The organism is Pseudomonas tolaasii NCPPB 2192, from assembly GCF_002813445.1.
Taxonomy (GTDB): domain Bacteria; phylum Pseudomonadota; class Gammaproteobacteria; order Pseudomonadales; family Pseudomonadaceae; genus Aquipseudomonas; species Aquipseudomonas tolaasii.
On record NZ_PHHD01000001.1, the window covers coordinates 761,974 to 782,094 of the forward strand.

29 protein-coding genes are annotated in these 20,121 nt (G+C 57.1%); 3 read left to right on the forward strand and 26 right to left on the reverse strand.

Annotated elements, in window-relative coordinates:
- The first annotated feature begins 93 nt into the window (after positions 1–93).
- Positions 94–654: a cysteine hydrolase family protein gene (locus ATI14_RS03500; protein ID WP_080520680.1), complete on the forward strand. Its 561-nt coding sequence runs from the start codon at positions 94–96 to the stop codon at positions 652–654.
- A 21-nt stretch (positions 655–675) separates the two neighbouring features.
- On the opposite strand, the gene tam is transcribed toward ATI14_RS03500, so the two are convergent.
- Positions 676–1,437, reverse strand: coding sequence for a trans-aconitate 2-methyltransferase (gene tam / locus ATI14_RS03505; protein ID WP_080520681.1), 762 nt, complete (start codon positions 1,435–1,437; stop codon positions 676–678).
- A gap of 101 nt (positions 1,438–1,538) precedes the next feature.
- Here tam and ATI14_RS03510 point away from each other — a divergent pair, with 101 nt between their 5' ends.
- Positions 1,539–2,444, forward strand: a complete 906-nt coding sequence (locus ATI14_RS03510; protein ID WP_016969465.1) for a LysR family transcriptional regulator — start codon at positions 1,539–1,541, stop codon at positions 2,442–2,444.
- Between the two features lie 67 nt (positions 2,445–2,511).
- Here the strand turns inward: ATI14_RS03510 and ATI14_RS03515 are convergent, their stop codons facing one another.
- Complete coding sequence (locus ATI14_RS03515; RefSeq protein WP_016969466.1) at positions 2,512–3,039, reverse strand: single-stranded DNA-binding protein; 528 nt, start codon at positions 3,037–3,039, stop codon at positions 2,512–2,514.
- A gap of 9 nt (positions 3,040–3,048) precedes the next feature.
- A complete protein-coding gene (locus ATI14_RS03520) occupies positions 3,049–4,443 on the reverse strand; it encodes an MFS transporter (protein WP_016969467.1) in 1,395 nt (464 codons plus the stop codon).
- 178 nt (positions 4,444–4,621) lie between these two features.
- Between ATI14_RS03520 and uvrA the strand changes: the two genes are divergently transcribed.
- Entirely contained in the window at positions 4,622–7,456 is a 2,835-nt protein-coding gene (uvrA, locus tag ATI14_RS03525) for an excinuclease ABC subunit UvrA (RefSeq protein ID WP_016969468.1), read from the forward strand.
- 67 nt (positions 7,457–7,523) lie between these two features.
- On the opposite strand, the gene bfr is transcribed toward uvrA, so the two are convergent.
- The 23 genes from bfr to rpsC all read right to left on the reverse strand — a co-directional run bounded on the left by bfr (position 7,524) and on the right by rpsC (position 20,109).
- Positions 7,524–7,988 (reverse strand): bacterioferritin, encoded by a 465-nt coding sequence (gene bfr / locus ATI14_RS03530; RefSeq protein ID WP_015886133.1) that lies wholly within the window; start codon positions 7,986–7,988, stop codon positions 7,524–7,526.
- Positions 7,989–8,143: 155 nt separating this feature from the next.
- On the reverse strand, positions 8,144–9,589 hold the full coding sequence (locus tag ATI14_RS03535; RefSeq protein WP_016969469.1) for a catalase: 1,446 nt from the start codon (positions 9,587–9,589) through the stop codon (positions 8,144–8,146).
- 246 nt (positions 9,590–9,835) lie between these two features.
- Positions 9,836–10,222 (reverse strand): 50S ribosomal protein L17, encoded by a 387-nt coding sequence (rplQ, locus tag ATI14_RS03540; protein ID WP_003176402.1) that lies wholly within the window; start codon positions 10,220–10,222, stop codon positions 9,836–9,838.
- Positions 10,223–10,263: 41 nt separating this feature from the next.
- On the reverse strand, positions 10,264–11,265 hold the full coding sequence (locus tag ATI14_RS03545) for a DNA-directed RNA polymerase subunit alpha (protein WP_003176403.1): 1,002 nt from the start codon (positions 11,263–11,265) through the stop codon (positions 10,264–10,266).
- Positions 11,266–11,287: 22 nt separating this feature from the next.
- Positions 11,288–11,908, reverse strand: coding sequence for a 30S ribosomal protein S4 (rpsD, locus tag ATI14_RS03550; protein WP_003176404.1), 621 nt, complete (start codon positions 11,906–11,908; stop codon positions 11,288–11,290).
- Between the two features lie 18 nt (positions 11,909–11,926).
- Positions 11,927–12,316 carry a 30S ribosomal protein S11 gene (rpsK, locus tag ATI14_RS03555; RefSeq protein WP_002555466.1) on the reverse strand — a complete coding sequence of 130 codons (390 nt, stop codon included), beginning with the start codon at positions 12,314–12,316 and terminating at the stop codon, positions 11,927–11,929.
- 30 nt (positions 12,317–12,346) lie between these two features.
- Entirely contained in the window at positions 12,347–12,703 is a 357-nt protein-coding gene (rpsM, locus tag ATI14_RS03560) for a 30S ribosomal protein S13 (protein ID WP_003194635.1), read from the reverse strand.
- 129 nt (positions 12,704–12,832) lie between these two features.
- Positions 12,833–12,949, reverse strand: coding sequence for a 50S ribosomal protein L36 (rpmJ, locus tag ATI14_RS03565; protein ID WP_002555468.1), 117 nt, complete (start codon positions 12,947–12,949; stop codon positions 12,833–12,835).
- Positions 12,950–12,976: 27 nt separating this feature from the next.
- Entirely contained in the window at positions 12,977–14,305 is a 1,329-nt protein-coding gene (gene secY, locus ATI14_RS03570) for a preprotein translocase subunit SecY (protein ID WP_016969470.1), read from the reverse strand.
- Entirely contained in the window at positions 14,306–14,743 is a 438-nt protein-coding gene (rplO, locus tag ATI14_RS03575) for a 50S ribosomal protein L15 (protein ID WP_016969471.1), read from the reverse strand.
- 3 nt (positions 14,744–14,746) lie between these two features.
- Positions 14,747–14,923 carry a 50S ribosomal protein L30 gene (gene rpmD / locus ATI14_RS03580; protein WP_003176408.1) on the reverse strand — a complete coding sequence of 59 codons (177 nt, stop codon included), beginning with the start codon at positions 14,921–14,923 and terminating at the stop codon, positions 14,747–14,749.
- Between the two features lie 2 nt (positions 14,924–14,925).
- The gene (rpsE, locus tag ATI14_RS03585) at positions 14,926–15,426 is read right to left on the reverse strand and encodes a 30S ribosomal protein S5 (RefSeq protein WP_003176409.1); all 501 of its coding nucleotides are present in this window, start codon (positions 15,424–15,426) and stop codon (positions 14,926–14,928) included.
- Between the two features lie 3 nt (positions 15,427–15,429).
- Positions 15,430–15,780: a 50S ribosomal protein L18 gene (gene rplR / locus ATI14_RS03590; protein WP_003186037.1), complete on the reverse strand. Its 351-nt coding sequence runs from the start codon at positions 15,778–15,780 to the stop codon at positions 15,430–15,432.
- Between the two features lie 10 nt (positions 15,781–15,790).
- Positions 15,791–16,324 carry a 50S ribosomal protein L6 gene (gene rplF, locus ATI14_RS03595; protein ID WP_003194640.1) on the reverse strand — a complete coding sequence of 178 codons (534 nt, stop codon included), beginning with the start codon at positions 16,322–16,324 and terminating at the stop codon, positions 15,791–15,793.
- 12 nt (positions 16,325–16,336) lie between these two features.
- A complete protein-coding gene (rpsH, locus tag ATI14_RS03600; protein ID WP_010206883.1) occupies positions 16,337–16,729 on the reverse strand; it encodes a 30S ribosomal protein S8 in 393 nt (130 codons plus the stop codon).
- Between the two features lie 208 nt (positions 16,730–16,937).
- Positions 16,938–17,243, reverse strand: coding sequence for a 30S ribosomal protein S14 (gene rpsN / locus ATI14_RS03605; protein ID WP_003176414.1), 306 nt, complete (start codon positions 17,241–17,243; stop codon positions 16,938–16,940).
- A 13-nt stretch (positions 17,244–17,256) separates the two neighbouring features.
- Positions 17,257–17,796 carry a 50S ribosomal protein L5 gene (rplE, locus tag ATI14_RS03610; protein WP_003194642.1) on the reverse strand — a complete coding sequence of 180 codons (540 nt, stop codon included), beginning with the start codon at positions 17,794–17,796 and terminating at the stop codon, positions 17,257–17,259.
- Positions 17,797–17,818: 22 nt separating this feature from the next.
- Positions 17,819–18,133 carry a 50S ribosomal protein L24 gene (rplX, locus tag ATI14_RS03615; RefSeq protein WP_007896770.1) on the reverse strand — a complete coding sequence of 105 codons (315 nt, stop codon included), beginning with the start codon at positions 18,131–18,133 and terminating at the stop codon, positions 17,819–17,821.
- Between the two features lie 11 nt (positions 18,134–18,144).
- On the reverse strand, positions 18,145–18,513 hold the full coding sequence (gene rplN / locus ATI14_RS03620) for a 50S ribosomal protein L14 (protein WP_002555479.1): 369 nt from the start codon (positions 18,511–18,513) through the stop codon (positions 18,145–18,147).
- Positions 18,514–18,536: 23 nt separating this feature from the next.
- Positions 18,537–18,803, reverse strand: coding sequence for a 30S ribosomal protein S17 (gene rpsQ, locus ATI14_RS03625; protein ID WP_003176419.1), 267 nt, complete (start codon positions 18,801–18,803; stop codon positions 18,537–18,539).
- Positions 18,804–18,805: 2 nt separating this feature from the next.
- A complete protein-coding gene (rpmC, locus tag ATI14_RS03630; protein ID WP_002555481.1) occupies positions 18,806–18,997 on the reverse strand; it encodes a 50S ribosomal protein L29 in 192 nt (63 codons plus the stop codon).
- A complete protein-coding gene (gene rplP, locus ATI14_RS03635) occupies positions 18,997–19,410 on the reverse strand; it encodes a 50S ribosomal protein L16 (protein WP_003176421.1) in 414 nt (137 codons plus the stop codon). The genes rpmC and rplP overlap by 1 nt, the downstream gene beginning before the upstream one ends.
- A 12-nt stretch (positions 19,411–19,422) precedes the next feature.
- The gene (gene rpsC / locus ATI14_RS03640) at positions 19,423–20,109 is read right to left on the reverse strand and encodes a 30S ribosomal protein S3 (RefSeq protein WP_003176422.1); all 687 of its coding nucleotides are present in this window, start codon (positions 20,107–20,109) and stop codon (positions 19,423–19,425) included.
- Positions 20,110–20,121 lie beyond the last annotated feature (12 nt).

Here is a 20,121-nt window from a genome sequence, read left to right on the forward strand (position 1 = left end):
CACGATGCAGCCTGAAACCCGGTGCGTTCTGCACGATGCGCGGAGCGACAGCTAAGCTACAGAGCCCATCCACCCCATCTTGAGGCAACCTTCATGGCCAAGCAGGCACTCATCCTGATCGACATCCAGAACGACTACTTCCCCGAGGGCAAGTGGCCACTCGACGGCGTGGAAGCCGCGGCGGACAAGGCAGCCCAGGTGCTTCAGGCCTTCCGTAAGGCCGGTAAAGCAGTGATCCACGTGCGCCATGAATTCACCGCCGACGACGCACCGTTCTTTGCGCCGGGCTCCAAAGGCGCGCACCTGCATGCCAAGGTGCTGAACGAGGGTGATGAACCGGTGGTGCTCAAGCACTTCGTCAACGCGTTTCGCGGCACTGACCTGCGCGCACGCCTGGAACAGCGCGCGATCACCGAGGTGGTGGTCGTCGGCAGCATGAGCCATATGTGCATCGATGCCGTGGTGCGGGCTGCGGCGGATTTGGGTTACAGCGTTACCGTCCTCCATGATGCGTGCGCCACGCGTGACCTTGAGTTCAACGGGCAAGTGATTCCCGCCTCGCAGGCACACGGCGCCTTTATGGCCGCGCTGGGGTTTGCTTATGCGCAAGTGGTGTCGACGCAGGAGTTCCTCAAGGCCCAAGCGACGGCATGACCGCCGCTTGTGGGCCCTGATTCAGCGGGTGGCGATGATGAACAGCCGCGGGAATGGCAGCAACACGGTGCCGTCGCTCAAGGCCGGGTAAGCCTGAGTGATGCGCGCCTGATACTCGCGCAGGAACGCGGCTTTTTCATCGTCAGTCAAAGGCGCAAGAAACGGCCGCAGTGCCGACGCCTTGAACCACTCGACCACCGCCGCGTGATCGGCCAGCGGGTGCTGGTAGGTGGTGCGCCACACATCCACGGTGCTGCAGTGTTTGCTCAGCAACTCAAAGTAGTAACTCGGTGTGTGCCGCTCGTTGTGTTTCACCGCACCGATCTTCGCCGACCACGGGCCGTCAGCCGCGACTTCACGGGCGAGCCGGTGCGCGGGTTCGTCCAGGTTGTCCGGAGTTTGCACGGCCAGGGTGCCGCCCGGCGTGAGTTGCGCGACCAGGTGCGGATACAGCGTGGCGTGGTCCGGCAACCATTGCAGGGAGGCATTGGCCAGGATCACATCGAATGCTTGCGCAGGGTTCCAGGCGCCGATATCCGCCAGTTCGAAGCTCAGCGACGGCAGCCGTTTGCGCGCATCGGCCAGCATGTCGTCGGAGCTGTCCATGCCCGTCACATGTGCTTGCGGGAAACGCTCGGCCAATACTTCGGTGGAGTTGCCGGGGCCGCAGCCCAAATCGACAGCGGTGCGCACCCCGGTAGTGGCAATGGCCGCGACCAGGTCACGAACAGGGCGGGTACGTTGCTGTTCAAACATCGTGTACTGCTTGGCTGACCAGGTCATCGCGGCTTTCCTTCTTTTTGAGGTTGGCCACAGCCTAAATCTTGTGAGCCATGAGAACAAATGCCAGGATTGAAGCCCTCCCATACCTGAAAAGTATCCCTATGTTGGAGCTTCGCCAGCTTAAAGCCTTCGTGGCCATCGCCGAGGAAGGTTACATCACCCGCGCAGCCGAGCGCCTGGGGATGCAACAGCCGCCGTTGACGCGCCTGCTGCAAAGCCTTGAAGCCGAGCTGGGTGTGGTGCTGATGGAGCGCCTGCCCCGTGGCGTGCGCCCCACCACCGCGGGGCTCGCCTTGCTGGACGAGGCGCGCGGCATTCTCGCCCAGGTTGACGGCGTGGCCGACGTCGTCCGCCGTGCGGCACGGGGTGAACGCGGGCGGCTGGCGATCGGCTTCACCAGCTCCGCCGCGCTGCACCCATTTGTGCCGAGCGTGCTGCGCTTGTTTCGCGAGACCTTTGTTGGCGTCTCGGTGGTCCTGGAGGAAGCCGGCACCGGCGAATTGCTGGATGCACTGGTGCACGAAAAACTCGACGCGGCGTTTATCCGTTCGCCGCTCAGCGCAGCCCCGTCGCTGCAGGATGAGCCCATTCTGGTAGAGCCGATGTTGCTGGCACTGCCGACGGATCATCCGCTGGCCCGCGACTCAAGCGCCCTGCCCCTTGCCGCATTGGCCGGCGAATCCTTCGTGCTGTACCGCCGCCGCGTGGGGCTGGGACTGTACGACGCCATTCTGGTGGCCTGCCGGGAAGCGGGTTTCAGCCCGCAAGTGGTGCAGGAAGCGCCGCGCATGACCGCAACATTAAGCCTGGTGGCCGCAGGCCTGGGCGTGTCCATCGTACCGGCGTCCATGCAGCGCTTGCGTGGCGACGGCATCGTATATCGGGAACTAACGGAGTGCCGCAGCCTGGTGGCGCCACTGCATCTGGCGACGCGGGCGGGGGACGGCTCGGCGGTGTTGAGCCGGTTCAAGGAGATGGTGGTGAAGGCTGCGGCGAGTGAGGCTTGATCATGGGCAATAAAAAACCCCCGATGCTTTCGCTGTCGGGGGTTGGCGCGTTTCGGGTCTTCAGACCTTAGAACGGGATATCGTCATCAAAGCTGTCGAAATCCGGAGCCGGCTGTGGAGCGGCCTGCTGGGGTGCTGGCGCCTGGCGCGACTGCTGCGGTGCCGACTGCTGCGGGCGTGGAGCCTGCTGGCGTGGGGCCGGGGCGGATTGCTGGTAGTTGTTGCCACCGCCTTGTTGGTCGCCCTGTTGTGGACGGCCGCCGAGCAGTTGCATGGTGCCTTGCATGTCGACCACGATTTCGGTGGTGTAACGCTTGATGCCGTCTTTTTCCCACTCGCGGGTTTGCAGTTTGCCTTCGATGTAAACCTGCGAACCTTTGCGCAGGTATTCACCGGCGATCTCTGCCACCTTGCCGAACATCGACACGCGGTGCCATTCGGTTTTCTCGACCTTCTGGCCGGTTTGCTTGTCGGTCCACTGTTCGCTGGTCGCCAGACTCAGGTTGGTCACGGCATTACCGTTAGGCAAGTAGCGAACTTCGGGATCCTGGCCGCAAGTACCGACCAATATGACTTTGTTAACCCCACGGGCCATAACGTTCTCCTAGGCTGGGCGCGCTGTCGGCACCGGGTTGACCAGTTGCTCGAGCGTCGCGCGATCCAATAATTCGGTGTCCAATTTGATGTAAATCGCAGCTTCTTCTGCGATCACTACTGCATCCGTTACTCCAACGACGGCCTTCAGGCGCTCGACCAAACCAGCTTCGCGGATCGCTTCAGGCGATAACGGCAGGCGCAGGCTCGTCACATACGGAGGTTCGCGCATGGTAACAGCAAAGGCTAACCAAAGTGCAGCCAGCCCGGCGCATCCGAGGAACACAACCGACAAACCGCCATGCTGGAACATCCAGCCGCCCATGATGCCGCCCAAGGCAGAACCAAGGAACTGGCTGGTGGAGTAGACCCCCATCGCCGTGCCCTTGCCGCCGGCCGGTGAAACCTTACTGATCAGCGAAGGCAGCGAAGCCTCCAGCAGGTTGAACGCGGTGAAGAACACCACCGTGCCGATCACCAGCGCCCGCAGGCTGTCGCCGAACTGCCAGAAGAATAGTTCAGTGAGCATCAATGTCGCGACGGCGCCCAGCAAAACTCGTTTCATTTTGCGTTTCTTCTCGCCGTAGATGATGAACGGGATCATGGCGAAGAACGAAACCAGCAGCGCAGTGAGATAGACCCACCAGTGCTGTTCCTTGGGCAAACCGGCCTTTTGGACCAGCGCCAGGGGCAAGGCGACGAAGCTGCACATCAGCATTGCGTGTAATACGAAGATACCCAAATCCAGGCGCAGCAGGTCCGGGTGCTTGAGCGTCGGTAGCAACGCCTTGCGCGCGACGCCGGACTCGCGGTGCTGCAAGGTGCCGGTGGAGCGCGGCACCATGAAGGCGACGATCACGATGCCGAACAGCGCCATGCCGCCGGTAGCCAGGAACAGGCCGTGCAACCCGAACGCACGGGTCAGCAAGGGCCCGACCACCATGGCCACGGCGAACGACAGGCCGATGGTCATGCCGATCATGGCCATGGCTTTGGTGCGATGTTGTTCGCGAGTGAGGTCCGAGAGCAACGCCATGACGGCAGCGGAAATTGCACCGGCGCCTTGCAGGACGCGCCCGGCGATCACGCCCCAGATCGAGTCGGACTGAGCCGCCAGCACGCTGCCGAGGGCGAAAACGATCAGCCCGAGGTAGATCACCGGGCGGCGGCCAATGCGGTCGGAAACGATCCCGAACGGAATCTGGAAAAGTGCCTGGGTCAGGCCATAGGCGCCAATGGCCAGGCCGATCAATGCGGGGGTTGCGCCTGCGAGATCCATTCCATAGGTCGCCAGCACCGGCAACACCATAAACATGCCCAGCATACGGAAGGCGAACACCAGGGCCAGACCGCTTGCCGCGCGGGTCTCGCCGCTACTCATGCGTTCGCTGTGGGGATCGTGCATGGAAAAACCTCGTGTGAACCGGCGGCGATTCTACCAGTCCCATCGATTGAGAGGGTATATGCGGCGCTTTGCCGCGCAGCTTTCATCTAAGGCTGCAAGCGGCCATTTGACAGTGTATATTCATCCAGTCTTTAGCCGTATACTCCAGCATTATTTACGCCCGCCGTGCGAGGCCATCTTGGACAAGATCCTGATTCGTGGGGCTAGAACCCACAACCTGAAGAACATCGACCTGACCCTGCCCCGGGACAAACTGATCGTCATCACCGGTTTGTCGGGGTCCGGCAAATCGTCCCTGGCATTCGACACGCTGTATGCCGAAGGCCAGCGTCGCTATGTGGAATCGCTGTCGGCCTATGCCCGCCAGTTCCTGTCGATGATGGAAAAGCCCGACGTCGACACCATTGAAGGCCTGTCGCCGGCCATCTCCATCGAACAGAAATCGACCTCCCACAACCCACGCTCGACCGTGGGCACCATCACCGAAATCTACGATTATCTGCGCCTGCTGTATGCCCGTGTGGGTATTCCGCGCTGCCCGGACCACGACATTCCGCTGGAAGCCCAGACCGTCAGCCAGATGGTCGACCTGGTGCTGGCCCAGCCGGAAGGCGCCAAGCTGATGCTGCTGGCACCGGTGATTCGTGAGCGCAAGGGTGAACACCTTTCTGTTTTCGAAGAGCTGCGCGCGCAAGGTTTTGTGCGTGCACGCATCAACGGCAAGCTGTACGAGCTGGATGAAGCGCCGAAGCTCGACAAGCAAAAGAAGCATTCGATCGATGTGGTGGTTGACCGCTTCAAGGTGCGGGCCGACCTGCAACAGCGTCTGGCGGAATCCTTTGAAACAGCTCTGAAGCTGGCGGACGGCATTGCGCTTGTCGCACCCATGGACGACGAACCTGGCGAAGAAATTATCTTCTCCGCGCGCTTCGCCTGCCCGATCTGCGGCCATGCCATCAGCGAACTGGAACCCAAGCTGTTCTCCTTCAACAACCCGGCCGGCGCCTGCCCGACGTGTGATGGCCTGGGCGTTAAGCAGTTCTTCGACATCAAGCGCCTGGTCAATGGCGACCTGACCCTGGCGGAGGGGGCGATACGCGGCTGGGACAGGCGCAACGTTTATTACTTCCAGATGCTCGGGTCGCTGGCGTCCCACTATAAATTCAGCCTGGAAGTACCGTTCAACCAGCTGCCGGCCGAACAGCAGAAAATCATCCTGCATGGCAGCGGGTCCCAGAACGTCGACTTCAAATACCTGAACGACCGGGGCGACATCGTCAAACGCTCGCACCCGTTCGAAGGCATTGTGCCGAACCTTGAACGCCGCTACCGCGAAACCGAATCGGCCAGCGTGCGCGAAGAACTGGCGAAGTTCCTGAGCACCCAGCCATGTCCTGATTGCCGCGGCACCCGCCTGCGCCGTGAAGCGCGACATGTCTGGGTGGGCGAGAAGACATTACCGGCGGTGACCAGCCTGCCGATTGGCGATGCCTGTGAGTACTTTGGGGTGCTCAAGCTGACGGGGCGTCGTGGCGAGATTGCCGACAAGATCCTCAAGGAAATTCGTGAGCGGTTGCAGTTCCTGGTCAACGTTGGCCTGGATTACCTGTCGCTGGATCGCAGTGCCGACACCCTGTCCGGCGGCGAGGCCCAGCGTATTCGCCTGGCCAGCCAGATTGGCGCCGGCCTCGTGGGCGTCTTGTACATCCTTGATGAACCGTCGATTGGCTTGCACCAGCGGGATAACGACCGGCTGCTGGGTACGTTGAAACACCTGCGCGATATCGGCAACACCGTGATTGTGGTCGAGCACGACGAAGACGCGATCCGCTTGGCGGACTACGTCGTCGATATCGGCCCGGGTGCCGGCGTACACGGTGGGCATATTGTGGCCGAGGGCACGCCCGCGCAAGTCATGGCGCATCCGGATTCGCTGACTGGCAAGTACTTGTCCGGCCGCGTGAAAATTGAAGTCCCGGCCAAACGCACACCGCGTAACAAGAAGTTGGCGCTGCACCTCAAGGGCGCGCGTGGCAACAATTTGCGCAACGTCGATCTGGAAATTCCGATTGGGTTGCTGACCTGTGTGACGGGGGTTTCGGGTTCGGGCAAATCGACGCTGATCAACAACACGCTGTTCCCCTTGAGTGCGACCGCATTGAACGGTGCGACCACCCTGGAAGCGGCGGCACATGACAGCATCAAGGGCCTTGAACACCTCGACAAGGTGGTCGATATCGACCAGAGCCCGATTGGCCGCACGCCGCGCTCCAACCCGGCGACTTACACCGGGTTGTTTACGCCAATTCGCGAGCTGTTCGCTGGTGTACCCGAATCCCGCTCACGGGGTTATGGGCCGGGCCGGTTCTCGTTCAACGTCAAGGGCGGGCGCTGCGAAGCTTGCCAGGGCGACGGTTTGATCAAGGTGGAAATGCACTTCCTGCCGGACATCTACGTGCCGTGCGACGTGTGCAAGAGCAAGCGCTATAACCGCGAAACCCTGGAGATCAAGTACAAGGGCAAGAGCATCCACGAAACGCTGGAAATGACCATCGAGGAAGCCCGGGAGTTTTTCGATGCGGTTCCAGCACTGGCGCGCAAACTGCAGACGCTGATGGATGTGGGCTTGTCTTATATCAAGCTGGGGCAGTCGGCTACCACCTTGTCCGGCGGCGAGGCCCAGCGGGTGAAGCTGTCGCGTGAGTTATCCAAGCGCGATACCGGCAAGACCCTGTATATCCTCGACGAGCCGACCACCGGCCTGCATTTTGCGGATATTCAGCAGTTGCTTGATGTATTGCACCGCCTGCGCGATCACGGCAATACCGTGGTAGTGATCGAGCACAACCTGGATGTGATCAAGACCGCAGACTGGCTGGTGGACTTGGGCCCGGAAGGCGGTTCCAAAGGTGGTCAGATCATTGCGGTGGGTACGCCGGAACAGGTCTCTGAAATGCCACAATCCCACACCGGCTATTATCTTAAGCCGTTGTTGGCGCGCGATCGGGCCTGACGTTCAGAGGCCCAATAAAAAGCCCCTGTCACTCTGCAGTGACAGGGGCTTTTTTGTAACCTGGAAATCAGAACTGCGATTGCAGGTAATTCTCCAGGCCGACCAGCTTGATCAGACCTAACTGCTTTTCCAGCCAATAGGTGTGATCTTCTTCGGTATCGTTCAACTGAACACGCAGGATTTCCCGAGTGACATAGTCATTGTGCTGCTCGCAGAGCTCAATGCCCTTGCAGAGCGCAGCACGCACCTTGTACTCCAGGCGCAGGTCTGCAGCGAGCATGTCAGGTACCGTGGTACCCACGTCCAGGTCATCCGGACGCATGCGCGGTGTGCCTTCCAGCATCAGAATACGGCGCATCAGCGCGTCAGCGTGCTGTGCCTCTTCTTCCATCTCATGGTTGATACGTTCGTAGAGCTCTGTGAAGCCCCAGTCTTCGTACATGCGCGAATGGATGAAATATTGGTCACGAGCAGCCAGTTCGCCCGTCAGCAACGTGTTGAGGTAATCGATTACGTCGGGGTGACCTTGCATCGCCCTACATCTCCCTGCTTGAAAGTCTGTAGTTTGAACCATGATGACGTGGAGGTCACGGGACCAACGGCAGAAAAGTGAAGATTTCCGCAGAAAAGTAGCTGATTTAACGCAAAAACCGCCCAATTGAGGGCGGTTCTGCTTCTCGTTTAGAGTCAGCTAAGCGTTACGCCCAGCGCCTTTGCGATTGCTTCTCCATAAGCAGGGTCTGCCTTGTAGAAATGTTGCAACTGGACCTGGACCACTGCACTGGTGACACCCTCCATTGCGCCGGCGATATTGCTGACCAGCAATGCTTTTTGAGCATCATCCATCAAACGGAACAGCGCACCTGCATGGCTGTAGTAGTCCGTGTCTTCACGGTGATCGTAACGGTCAGCCGCACCGCTCAGCGTCAGAGGTGGCTCTGCGTATTGAGGCGCCTGCTTTGGCGCATCAGCGTAGCTGTTTGGCTCGTAGTTCGGCGACGCGCCGCCATTGCTGCCAAACGCCATGGAGCCGTCACGCTGATAGCTGTTCACCGGGCTACGCGGCGCATTCACCGGCAGTTGTTGGTGATTGGTACCCACGCGGTACCGGTGCGCATCGGCATAGGCAAACACGCGACCTTGCAGCATCCGGTCTGGGGAAAGGCCGACCCCCGGAACCATGTTGCTTGGACCAAAGGCGGCCTGCTCCACTTCAGCAAAGTAGTTCAGCGGATTACGGTTGAGCTCCAGCTCACCCACCTCGATCAACGGAAACTCTTTCTGCGACCAGGTTTTAGTCACGTCGAAAGGGTTCTCGTAATGAGCCGCCGCCTGGGCTTCGGTCATTATCTGAATATTGACGCTCCACTTGGGAAAGTCGCCGCGCTCAATCGCGCCAAACAGATCACGTTGAGCATAATCAGGATCGGTACCGGCCAGACGTGCAGCCTCGGCGGGGGCCAGATTCTTGATACCTTGCTTGGTTTTGTAGTGCCACTTCACCCAGTGACGCTCGCCTTTGGCATTGATCAGACTGTAGGTGTGGCTGCCGAAGCCGTGCATATGACGGTATCCATCGGGAATGCCGCGATCCGAAAACAGAATCGTGACCTGATGCAGCGATTCGGGTGAATGCGACCAGAAGTCCCACTTGGCCTGGTTGCTGCCAAGGTTGCTCTGCGGCAAGCGTTTTTGCGTGTGGATGAAATCCGGAAATTTGAGCGGATCGCGGATGAAGAACACCGGCGTATTGTTGCCAACGATGTCCCAGTTACCTTCTTCTGTATAAAACTTCAAGGCAAAGCCACGCGGGTCGCGCGCGGTATCCGCCGAGCCCCGCTCACCGCCTACTGTAGAGAAGCGCAGGAATGTTGGTGTCTGCTTACCCACTGACTCGAACAACTTCGCGCGCGTGTACTGGGTGATGTCTTTAGTAACCGTAAACGTACCGTAGGCACCCGAGCCTTTGGCGTGCACACGGCGTTCAGGAATGTTTTCCCGGTTGAAATGCGCGAGTTTCTCGATCAGATGGAAATCGTCGAGCAACAAAGGGCCACGCGGGCCAGCAGAGCGGGAGTTCTGGTTGTCAGCGACTGGGGCGCCACTGGCAGTAGTAAGGGTTTTCTGGCTCATGCTCAATCTTCCTCAGGTCAGTCATGGAACTGCCGGCTAATCGGCTTGGAGGGAGTATTGACCATCAAGATGACACCATCAAATTCATTAAATCATGGACTTTGATAGAAAATAACTAATAACCGCCGGGCAAATAGCTTTGGTTTTTAGTAGGAGAAACGGCAGTGACTTGAGAAGAATAGTCGACTTTTTTACGCGCACAAAAAACCGGGCACTAGGCCCGGTTCTTCGTTACAGCTTGTCGTCTTACTCGGCGCTTACAGCTTCGCCGGCAGTAGCACGATCAACCAACTCGACGTACGCCATAGGCGCGTTGTCGCCAGCGCGGAAACCGCACTTGAGGATGCGCAGGTAGCCACCCTCACGGGTAGCGTAACGCTTGCCCAGGTCGTTGAAGAGCTTACCAACGATAGCTTTCGAACGAGTACGGTCGAAAGCCAGACGGCGGTTAGCCAGGCTGTCTGTCTTGGCCAAAGTAATCAGCGGCTCAGCAACGCGACGCAGTTCTTTAGCTTTCGGCAGTGTAGTTTTGATCAGCTCGTGCTCGAACAGCGACACCGCCATGTTTTGGAACATGGCCTTGCGGTGCGAGCTGGTACGGCTCAGGTGACGACCACTTTTACGATGACGCATGGTTCATTCCTTACCAAACTCACGTTCGGTGATTACGACGATCAGGCAGTCGCCTTGTCGTCCTTCTTAAGACTTGCAGGCGGCCAGTTGTCGAGGCGCATGCCGAGGGACAGACCGCGGGAGGCCAGAACGTCCTTGATTTCAGTCAAGGATTTCTTGCCCAGGTTCGGAGTCTTCAACAGTTCTACTTCGGTACGCTGAATCAGGTCGCCGATGTAGTAAATGTTTTCCGCCTTAAGGCAGTTAGCCGAACGTACAGTCAGTTCCAGATCGTCAACCGGGCGAAGCAGGATCGGATCGATCTCGTCTTCCTGCTCGATTACCACTGGTTCGCTGTCACCCTTGAGGTCGACGAACGCAGCCAACTGCTGTTGCAGAATGGTTGCAGCGCGGCGGATAGCCTCTTCAGGATCCAGAGTACCGTTGGTTTCCAGATCAATAACCAGCTTGTCCAGGTTAGTACGCTGTTCGACACGGGCGTTTTCCACCACGTATGCGATACGGCGAACCGGGCTGAACGAAGAGTCGAGCTGCAAGCGACCAATGCTGCGGCTTTCGTCTTCATCGCTCTGACGCGAGTCGGCCGGTTCATAACCACGACCACGAGCTACGGTGAGCTTCATGTTCAGGGCGCCGTTAGACGCCAGGTTAGCGATTACGTGATCGGGGTTAACGATCTCGACATCATGATCCAGCTGAATATCGGCAGCGGTAACCACCCCCGAACCCTTCTTCGACAAGGTCAGCGTAACTTCGTCACGGCCGTGCAGCTTGATAGCCAGACCTTTAAGGTTCAACAGGATTTCAATTACGTCTTCCTGTACACCTTCGATGGCGCTGTACTCGTGGAGCACACCGTCAATCTCGGCCTCGACTACTGCACAGCCGGGCATTGAGGACAACAGGATGCGGCGCAGCGCGTTGCCCAGGGTGTGGCCAAAACCACGCTCGAGAGGCTCGAGAGTGATCTTAGCGCGGGTTGGACTGACAACCTGCACATCAATGTGACGGGGTGTCAGGAACTCATTTACCGAAATCTGCATGGATGCACCTATTTTCTAGCCCTTACTTGGAGTAGAGCTCGACAATCAGGCTTTCGTTGATGTCGGCGGACAGATCACTGCGAGCAGGAACGTTCTTGAAAACGCCCGACTTCTTCTCAGTGTCTACTTCTACCCATTCTACGCGGCCACGTTGGGCACACAGATCGAGAGCTTGGACAATGCGAAGTTGGTTTTTAGCTTTCTCGCGAACTGCGACCACGTCACCAGCACGAACCTGGTAGGACGGAACGTTTACGGTTTGACCGTTAACGCTGATCGACTTGTGCGATACCAGCTGACGGGATTCGGCACGAGTCGAACCAAAGCCCATACGGTATACAACGTTGTCCAGACGGCATTCGAGCAGTTGCAGCAGGTTTTCACCGGTTGCACCTTTCTTGCCAGCAGCTTCTTTGTAGTAGCCGCTGAACTGACGCTCGAGAACGCCGTAGATACGACGGACCTTCTGCTTTTCACGCAGTTGGGTGCCGTAGTCGGACTGGCGACCGCGGCGTTGGCCGTGGATACCAGGTGCTGCTTCAATGTTGCACTTCGATTCGATCGCGCGCACGCCGCTCTTCAGGAAGAGATCGGTGCCTTCGCGACGAGCGAGTTTGCATTTTGGACCAATGTAACGAGCCATTCTTTACAATCTCCTGGATTACACGCGGCGCTTCTTCGGCGGACGGCACCCGTTGTGCGGGATTGGCGTCACGTCGGTGATGCTGGCGATCTTATAGCCACAGCCGTTCAAAGCACGGACAGCAGACTCACGACCTGGACCTGGACCCTTGACGTTAACGTCGAGGTTTTTCAGGCCGTATTCCAGCGCAGCTTGACCAGCACGTTCAGCAGCTACTTGAGCAGCAAACGGGGTGGACTTGCGGGAACCGCGGAAACCCGAACCACCAGAGGTAGCCCAAGACAGCGCGTTACCTTGACGGTCGGTGATGGTCACGATGGTGTTGTTAAAAGAAGCATGGATGTGGGCGATGCCATCAACCACTGTCTTTTTAACTTTTTTACGAGGACGAGCAGCAGGTTTTGCCATGATAATTTTCCTGTCGATTCGCTGGGGCGATTACTTGCGGATCGGCTTACGCGGACCTTTACGGGTACGCGCGTTAGTCTTGGTACGCTGACCGCGTACTGGAAGACCACGACGATGACGCAGACCGCGATAGCAACCGAGGTCCATCAAACGCTTGATTTTCATGTTGATTTCGCGACGCAGGTCACCTTCAGTGGTGAACTTCGCCACTTCGCCACGCAGCTGTTCAATCTGCTCGTCGCTCAGATCCTTGATCTTAGCGGCTGGGTTTACCCCAGCAACTGCGCAAATTTTCTGCGCAGTAGTGCGACCAACACCATAGATGTAGGTCAGCGAGATAACAGTGTGCTTGTTATCTGGAATGTTAACGCCTGCAATACGGGCCATTCAGTGGGACTCCAATTGACAGCTACCTACGCCCCGGAAGCCAAGAAATAGGGCGCGAGATAATATCGCTGTAATAACAAATAATCAACCCGGCAGCGCACTAGCTGCCGGGCTTCAAGCGGATCACACTCAGCCTTGGCGCTGTTTGTGACGCGGTTCCGCGCTGCAAATTACTCGAACAACACCTTCGCGGCGAATAATCTTGCAGTTACGGCACAGCTTTTTCACCGATGCACGAACTTTCATCACCAACTCCTCGAACCTTATGGGTACTCAGCGCAACATGCCGCTGCCGTAACCCTTCAGGTTGGCTTTCTTCATCAGGGATTCGTACTGGTGCGAAACGAGGTGCGATTGTACTTGGGACATGAAGTCCATCACAACCACGACCACGATCAGCAACGAGGTCCCGCCAAGGTAGAACGGAACGTTTGCTGCAACCACCAGGAACTGGGGCAACAGGCACACGGCCGTCATATATAGAGCACCGAACAGGGTCAAACGAGTCAAAACGCCATCAATGTAGCGTGCAGACTGCTCACCTGGACGGATGCCCGGAATAAAGGCACCGGACTTCTTCAGGTTTTCCGCTACGTCTTTCGGATTGAACATCAACGCCGTATAGAAGAAGCAGAAGAAAATAATCCCTGCACTAAACAGCAGAATATTCAACGGCTGACCAGGAGCGATCGACTGAGAGAGGTCCTGCAGCCAGCCCATATTTTCAGACTGACCAAACCAGGTACCCAACGAAGCCGGAAACAGCAAAATGCTGCTCGCGAAAATTGCCGGAATAACACCGGCCATATTCACTTTCAGCGGCAAGTGGCTGGTCTGCGCAGCAAAAACCTTGCGGCCCTGCTGACGCTTGGCGTAGTGAACAGCAATACGACGCTGACCACGCTCAATGAACACCACAAAACCGATAATCGCTACTGCCAGCAAACCGATGGCAACCAGGGCAAAGATATTGATATCGCCCTGACGTGCAGACTCGAAAGACTGCCCGATTGCTCTCGGAAGACCGGCGACGATACCTGCGAAAATCAACATCGAGATACCGTTGCCAACACCACGCTCAGTAATCTGCTCACCCAGCCACATCATGAACATCGCACCAGCCACAAATGTGGATACCGCGACGAAATAGAAGCCAAAGTCACCAGTGAACGCAACGCCCTGCCCGGCCAGACCAACGGACATGCCGATAGCTTGAACCAGGGCGAGGACGACAGTGCCGTAGCGGGTGTACTGGCTAATCTTGCGACGGCCAGCTTCACCTTCCTTCTTCAACTGCTCCAGCTGCGGGCTGACGGCGGTCATCAGTTGCATGATGATCGATGCCGAAATGTACGGCATGATCCCCAGTGCAAAAATGCTCATCCGCTCCAGCGCGCCGCCGGAAAACATGTTGAACAAGCTAAGAATGGTCCCCTCATTCTGTCGAAACAGGTCTGCGAGTCGGTCCGGGTTGATACCTGGAACCGGGATGTGTGCGCCTATTCGGTAGACGATAATCGCCAGGAACAGAAAACGCAGACGAGCCCAAAGTTCAGACATACCGCCTTTGCCGAGCGCTGAGAGAGCACCTTGCTTAGCCATTTATTCCTCGAACTTGCCGCCAGCTGCTTCGATAGCCGAACGCGCACCTTTGGTGGCGCCGATTCCCTTGCCGATAGTGACAGCGCGAGTCACTTCACCGGACAGCATGATTTTCACACGCTGTACGTTGACGTTGATCACGTTGGCATCTTTCAGGGTCTGCAGAGTAACGATGTCGCCTTCCACTTTGGCCAGCTCGGACAGACGCACTTCTGCGCGATCCATGGCTTTCAGGGATACGAAACCGAACTTAGGCAGGCGACGATGCAGCGGCTGTTGACCGCCTTCAAAGCCTGGAGCAATGGTGCCACCGGAACGGGAGGTTTGACCTTTGTGACCACGGCCACCAGTCTTACCCAAACCGCTACCGATACCACGGCCCGGACGATGCTTTTCGCGACGGGAACCCGGCGCTGGACTCAGATCATTGAGTTTCATCGATTAACCCTCTACACGCAGCATGTAGTAAGCCTTGTTGATCATCCCGCGATTCTCGGGAGTATCCTGGACTTCTACAGTGTGACCGATGCGACGCAGACCCAGACCTTTAACACACAGTTTGTGGTTAGGGATGCGGCCGGTCATGCTTTTGATCAGCGTTACTTTAACGGTAGCCATGATCAGAAGATCTCCTTGACAGTCAGGCCACGCTTGGCAGCGATGGACTCAGGAGATTGCATGGCTTTCAAACCTTTGAAAGTGGCGTGAACCACGTTTACCGGGTTAGTCGAACCGTAGCACTTGGCCAGAACGTTCTGAACGCCAGCTACTTCGAGGACAGCACGCATAGCGCCGCCAGCGATGATACCGGTACCTTCAGAAGCAGGCTGCATGTACACCTTCGAAGCGCCGTGAGCGGACTTCATTGCGTACTGCAGAGTGGTGCCGTTCAGATCAACTTGGATCATGTTGCGACGAGCAGCTTCCATTGCCTTCTGGATCGCAGCAGGCACTTCACGCGACTTGCCACGGCCGAAGCCAACACGCCCTTTACCATCACCCACCACGGTCAACGCGGTGAAAGTGAAGATACGGCCGCCTTTAACGGTTTTGGCTACGCGGTTAACTTGAACCAGCTTCTCAATGTAGCCTTCGTCGCGCTTTTGGTCGTTATTTGACATAACTTAGAACTCCAGCCCAGCTTCACGAGCAGCATCAGCCAGCGCTTTCACGCGACCGTGGTACTTGAAGCCAGAGCGGTCGAAAGCCACTTGCGAGACGCCAGCGGCCTTAGCACGCGTAGCGACCAGCTGGCCAACCTTTGTGGCCGCGTCGATGTTGCCGGTGGCACCATCACGCAGTTCTTTATCCAAAGTCGAGGCGCTTGCCAGGACTTTGTTGCCGTCGGCCGAGATGACCTGGGCGTAGATGTGCTGCGACGAGCGGAACACGCAGAGACGCACGACTTCGAGTTCGTGCATTTTCAGGCGTGCTTTGCGAGCGCGACGCAGTCGAGTAACTTTTTTGTCGGTCATTTGCTATGCCCTACTTCTTCTTGGCTTCTTTACGACGGACGACTTCGTCCGCGTAGCGCACACCTTTGCCTTTGTACGGCTCTGGTGGACGGAAGTCGCGGATCTCAGCGGCCACTTGACCTACCAGCTGCTTGTCGATGCCCTTGATCAGGATATCGGTCTGGCTAGGGGTCTCAGCAGTGATGCCCGCTGGCAGTTCGTAATCCACAGGGTGCGAGAAGCCAAGGGCCAGGTTCAAAACCGTGCCTTTTGCTTGCGCCTTGTAACCAACACCGACCAGCTGGAGCTTGCGCTCGAAGCCTTGGCTTACGCCTTGGACCATGTTGTTTACCAACGCACGCGTGGTACCGGCCATTGCGCGAGTTTGTTGATCGCCATTGCGAGCAGCGAAACGCAGCTCACCAGCTTCTTCAACGATCTCAACGGACGAATGGATGTTCAGTTCAAGAGTACCCTTGGCACCCTTCACCGAAAGCTGTTGGCCTGCGAATTTGACTTCGACACCGGCTGGCAGCTTAACGGGGTTCTTAGCGACGCGAGACATGCTTATCCCCCCTTAGAACACAGTGCAAAGAACTTCGCCGCCGACACCGGCAGCGCGCGCAGCACGATCCGTCATCACACCTTTGTTGGTGGAGACGATAGACACGCCCAGACCGCCACGAACTTTCGGCAGATCTTCAGCGGACTTGTACTGACGCAGGCCTGGACGGCTAACGCGCTTCACTTCCTCGATGACCGAACGGCCTTCGAAGTACTTCAGCTCGATGGACAGCAGTGCTTTTACATCGCTGCTGATCTGATAACCCGCAATGTAGCCTTCGTCTTTCAGGACTTTGGCAACAGCTACCTTCAACTTGGAAGATGGCATGCTTACGACGGACTTTTCAGCCATCTGGGCATTACGGATACGAGTTAGCATGTCCGCTAACGGGTCCTGCATACTCATGGGCTAGACGCTCCTAATACAAAAAAATTAGCCTTGCGGCTACATATGTCGCCGAAAATCTCCGGGCATAGAAAACACGGGCTCAGGCGAGCCGGGTATTCTAGACACACTCCGGAAATGAAACAAGCCCCAAAAGGGGCTTGTTCCAGATTCAAGGTCACCGGTGGTCGCTATCTTGCGACGCCAACCACCCGGACTCTGAAAGTACTTACCAGCTGGCTTTAACCAGACCTGGTACGTCACCACGCATTGCCGCTTCACGCAGTTTGTTACGGCCGAGGCCGAACTTGCGGTAAACGCCGTGTGGACGACCGGTCAGGCGGCAGCGGTTACGCATGCGCGAAGCGCTTGCGTCACGTGGCTGCTTCTGCAGGGCAACTGTCGCTTCCCAACGTGCTTCTGGACTTGCGTTCAGATCAACGATGATTGCTTTCAGTGCTGCACGCTTCTTGGCGTACTTGGCAACCGTGAGCTGACGCTTCAGCTCGCGGTTTTTCATGCTCATCTTGGCCATGGTCCTACTCCAATCAGTTGCGGAACGGGAATTTGAAAGCACGCAACAGGGCGCGACCTTCATCATCGTTCTTGGCAGTGGTGGTCAGGGTGATGTCCAGACCGCGGAGAGCATCGATCTTGTCGTAGTCGATTTCCGGGAAGATGATCTGCTCTTTCACGCCCATGCTGTAGTTGCCACGACCATCGAAGGACTTGGCATTCAGGCCGCGGAAGTCGCGAACCCGAGGCAGGGAGATCGACAGCAGACGATCCAGGAATTCGTACATACGCTCACGGCGCAGGGTCACTTTGACGCCGATCGGCCAACCTTCACGGACTTTAAAGCCAGCGATGGATTTCCGAGCGTAGGTCACAACGACTTTCTGGCCGGTGATCTTTTCCAGGTCAGCAACAGCGTGCTCGATGACTTTTTTGTCGCCGATCGCTTCGCCCAGACCCATGTTCAGGGTGATTTTGGTGACGCGCGGAACTTCCATCACGTTCCCGAGCTTAAGTTCTTCCTTAAGCTTGGGGGCGATTTCCTTCCGGTAAATCTCTTGTAGTCGTGCCATGGTCTTATCTACCTAGCAGTGTTCAAGCATCAACCGCTTTTTGGGTCGACTTGAAGACACGAATTTTCTTACCGTCTTCTACTTTGAAACCAACGCGGTCAGCCTTGTTGGTTTCGCCGTTGAAGATGGCGACGTTAGAAGCGTGCAGTGGCGCTTCTTTCTCGACGATACCGCCCTGTACGCCCGACATCGGGTTAGGCTTGGTATGACGCTTGACCAGGTTCAAACCACCAACGACCAGACGGTCGTCAGCGAGAACCTTCAGCACCTTACCGCGCTTACCTTTGTCTTTGCCGGCGATCACGATGATCTCGTCGTCACGACGAATCTTTTGCATGTCGGATCTCCTTACAGCACTTCTGGGGCGAGCGAGACGATCTTCATGAACTTCTCAGTACGAAGTTCACGGGTCACTGGCCCAAAGATACGGGTGCCGATCGGCTCTTGCTTGTTGTTCAGAAGAACAGCAGCGTTGCCATCAAAGCGGATAATGGAGCCATCAGCACGACGTACGCCGTGACGAGTGCGGACTACAACAGCAGTCATCACTTGGCCTTTTTTCACTTTACCGCGAGGAATTGCTTCCTTGACGGTAACCTTGATGATGTCACCGATACCAGCGTAACGACGATGGGAGCCACCCAGCACCTTGATGCACATAACACGGCGAGCGCCGCTGTTATCGGCCACATCGAGCATGGATTGAGTCTGAATCATATAATTTCTCCGACCCCTAGTCCTTAGACTTCCACAGCGCGTTCGAGAACATCAACCAGTGCCCAAGACTTGGTCTTGGCCAGCGGACGAGTTTCACGAATAGTGACTTTGTCGCCGATGTGGCACTGATTGGTTTCGTCGTGCGCGTGCAGCTTAGTCGAACGCTTAACATATTTACCGTAGATCGGGTGCTTAACGCGACGCTCGATCAGAACGGTGATGGTTTTGTCCATCTTGTCGCTGACAACACGGCCAGTCAGCGTACGGACAGTCTTTTCGGCTTCAGCCATGATCACTTACCTGCCTGCTGGTTGAGCACAGTCTTCACGCGAGCGATGTCACGCTTAACTTGCGAGAGCAGATGAGACTGCCCCAACTGGCCAGTTGCTTTCTGCATGCGCAGATTGAACTGGTCGCGCAGCAGGCCGAGCAGTTGCTCGTTCAGCTGCTGTGCGGATTTTTCACGAAGTTCATTCGCTTTCATCACATCACCGTCCGTTTAACAAAGGAGGTGGCGAGCGGCAGCTTTGCAGCAGCCAGGGCGAAAGCCTCACGCGCCAGCTCTTCAGAAACACCCTCGATTTCATACAGGACTTTGCCTGGCTGAATCTGGGCTACCCAGTATTCCACGTTACCCTTACCTTTACCCATCCGAACCTCGAGAGGCTTTTTGGAGATCGGCTTGTCCGGGAATACACGGATCCAGATCTTGCCGCCACGTTTTACGTGACGGGTCAGAGCACGACGCGCTGACTCGATCTGACGAGCGGTGAGACGACCACGAGCTACAGACTTCAGCGCGAACTCGCCGAAGCTGACTTTGCTACCGCGCTGAGCCAGACCACGGTTGTGGCCTGTCATCTGCTTGCGGAACTTCGTACGCTTAGGTTGCAACATTTGGCGTACCCCTTACTTAGCAGCTTTTTTACGAGGCGCTGGTGCTTGTGGTTTCAGTTCTTCTTGGCGACCACCAATTACTTCGCCTTTGAAGATCCAAACCTTTACACCGATCACACCGTAAGTGGTGTGAGCTTCGTAGTTGGCATAGTCGATGTCGGCACGCAGGGTGTGCAGTGGCACACGACCTTCGCGATACCATTCAGTACGTGCGATTTCAGCACCGCCGAGACGACCGCTCACTTGGATTTTGATGCCTTTGGCACCAATGCGCATGGCGTTCTGTACAGCGCGCTTCATAGCGCGACGGAACATTACGCGACGCTCCAGCTGCTGAGCTACGCTCTGCGCAACCAGCATACCGTCGAGCTCCGGCTTGCGGATCTCTTCGATATTGATGTGCACAGGCACACCCATTTGCTTGGTCAGGTCCTGACGCAGTTTCTCAACATCTTCACCCTTCTTCCCGATAACGATACCTGGACGAGCGGTGTGGATGGTGATACGTGCAGTTTGGGCCGGACGATGGATATCGATACGGCTTACGGACGCGCTTTTTAGTTTGTCTTGGAGATACTCACGCACCTTCAGATCAGCGAACAAATAGTCCGCATAAGTCCGACCGTCTGCGTACCAGACGGAGGTGTGCTCCTTGACGATTCCCAGGCGAATGCCAATGGGATGTACTTTCTGACCCATCTCTTCGACTCC

Excerpts from the sequence above, each read along its gene's own strand:
- ATI14_RS03500 (WP_080520680.1), top strand. The coding sequence starts at position 94 with ATGGCCAAGCAGGCACTCATCCTGATCGACATCCAGAACGACTACTTC.
- tam (WP_080520681.1), bottom strand. The coding sequence starts at position 1,437 with ATGACCTGGTCAGCCAAGCAGTACACGATGTTTGAACAGCAACGTACC.
- ATI14_RS03510 (WP_016969465.1), top strand. The coding sequence starts at position 1,539 with ATGTTGGAGCTTCGCCAGCTTAAAGCCTTCGTGGCCATCGCCGAGGAA.
- ATI14_RS03515 (WP_016969466.1), bottom strand. The coding sequence starts at position 3,039 with ATGGCCCGTGGGGTTAACAAAGTCATATTGGTCGGTACTTGCGGCCAG.
- ATI14_RS03520 (WP_016969467.1), bottom strand. The coding sequence starts at position 4,443 with ATGCACGATCCCCACAGCGAACGCATGAGTAGCGGCGAGACCCGCGCG.
- bfr (WP_015886133.1), bottom strand. The coding sequence starts at position 7,988 with ATGCAAGGTCACCCCGACGTAATCGATTACCTCAACACGTTGCTGACG.
- ATI14_RS03535 (WP_016969469.1), bottom strand. The coding sequence starts at position 9,589 with ATGAGCCAGAAAACCCTTACTACTGCCAGTGGCGCCCCAGTCGCTGAC.
- rplQ (WP_003176402.1), bottom strand. The coding sequence starts at position 10,222 with ATGCGTCATCGTAAAAGTGGTCGTCACCTGAGCCGTACCAGCTCGCAC.
- ATI14_RS03545 (WP_003176403.1), bottom strand. The coding sequence starts at position 11,265 with ATGCAGATTTCGGTAAATGAGTTCCTGACACCCCGTCACATTGATGTG.
- rpsD (WP_003176404.1), bottom strand. The coding sequence starts at position 11,908 with ATGGCTCGTTACATTGGTCCAAAATGCAAACTCGCTCGTCGCGAAGGC.
- rpsK (WP_002555466.1), bottom strand. The coding sequence starts at position 12,316 with ATGGCAAAACCTGCTGCTCGTCCTCGTAAAAAAGTTAAAAAGACAGTG.
- rpsM (WP_003194635.1), bottom strand. The coding sequence starts at position 12,703 with ATGGCCCGTATTGCAGGCGTTAACATTCCAGATAACAAGCACACTGTT.
- rpmJ (WP_002555468.1), bottom strand. The coding sequence starts at position 12,949 with ATGAAAGTTCGTGCATCGGTGAAAAAGCTGTGCCGTAACTGCAAGATT.
- secY (WP_016969470.1), bottom strand. The coding sequence starts at position 14,305 with ATGGCTAAGCAAGGTGCTCTCTCAGCGCTCGGCAAAGGCGGTATGTCT.
- rplO (WP_016969471.1), bottom strand. The coding sequence starts at position 14,743 with ATGAAACTCAATGATCTGAGTCCAGCGCCGGGTTCCCGTCGCGAAAAG.
- rpmD (WP_003176408.1), bottom strand. The coding sequence starts at position 14,923 with ATGGCTACCGTTAAAGTAACGCTGATCAAAAGCATGACCGGCCGCATC.
- rpsE (WP_003176409.1), bottom strand. The coding sequence starts at position 15,426 with ATGTCAAATAACGACCAAAAGCGCGACGAAGGCTACATTGAGAAGCTG.
- rplR (WP_003186037.1), bottom strand. The coding sequence starts at position 15,780 with ATGACCGACAAAAAAGTTACTCGACTGCGTCGCGCTCGCAAAGCACGC.
- rplF (WP_003194640.1), bottom strand. The coding sequence starts at position 16,324 with ATGTCTCGCGTCGCTAAGAACCCCGTTAAGCTGCCAGCCGGTGTCGAA.
- rpsH (WP_010206883.1), bottom strand. The coding sequence starts at position 16,729 with ATGAGTATGCAGGACCCGTTAGCGGACATGCTAACTCGTATCCGTAAT.
- rpsN (WP_003176414.1), bottom strand. The coding sequence starts at position 17,243 with ATGGCCAAGATGAGCATGAAAAACCGCGAGCTGAAGCGTCAGCTCACG.
- rplE (WP_003194642.1), bottom strand. The coding sequence starts at position 17,796 with ATGGCACGACTACAAGAGATTTACCGGAAGGAAATCGCCCCCAAGCTT.
- rplX (WP_007896770.1), bottom strand. The coding sequence starts at position 18,133 with ATGCAAAAGATTCGTCGTGACGACGAGATCATCGTGATCGCCGGCAAA.
- rplN (WP_002555479.1), bottom strand. The coding sequence starts at position 18,513 with ATGATTCAGACTCAATCCATGCTCGATGTGGCCGATAACAGCGGCGCT.
- rpsQ (WP_003176419.1), bottom strand. The coding sequence starts at position 18,803 with ATGGCTGAAGCCGAAAAGACTGTCCGTACGCTGACTGGCCGTGTTGTC.
- rpmC (WP_002555481.1), bottom strand. The coding sequence starts at position 18,997 with ATGAAAGCGAATGAACTTCGTGAAAAATCCGCACAGCAGCTGAACGAG.
- rplP (WP_003176421.1), bottom strand. The coding sequence starts at position 19,410 with ATGTTGCAACCTAAGCGTACGAAGTTCCGCAAGCAGATGACAGGCCAC.
- rpsC (WP_003176422.1), bottom strand. The coding sequence starts at position 20,109 with ATGGGTCAGAAAGTACATCCCATTGGCATTCGCCTGGGAATCGTCAAG.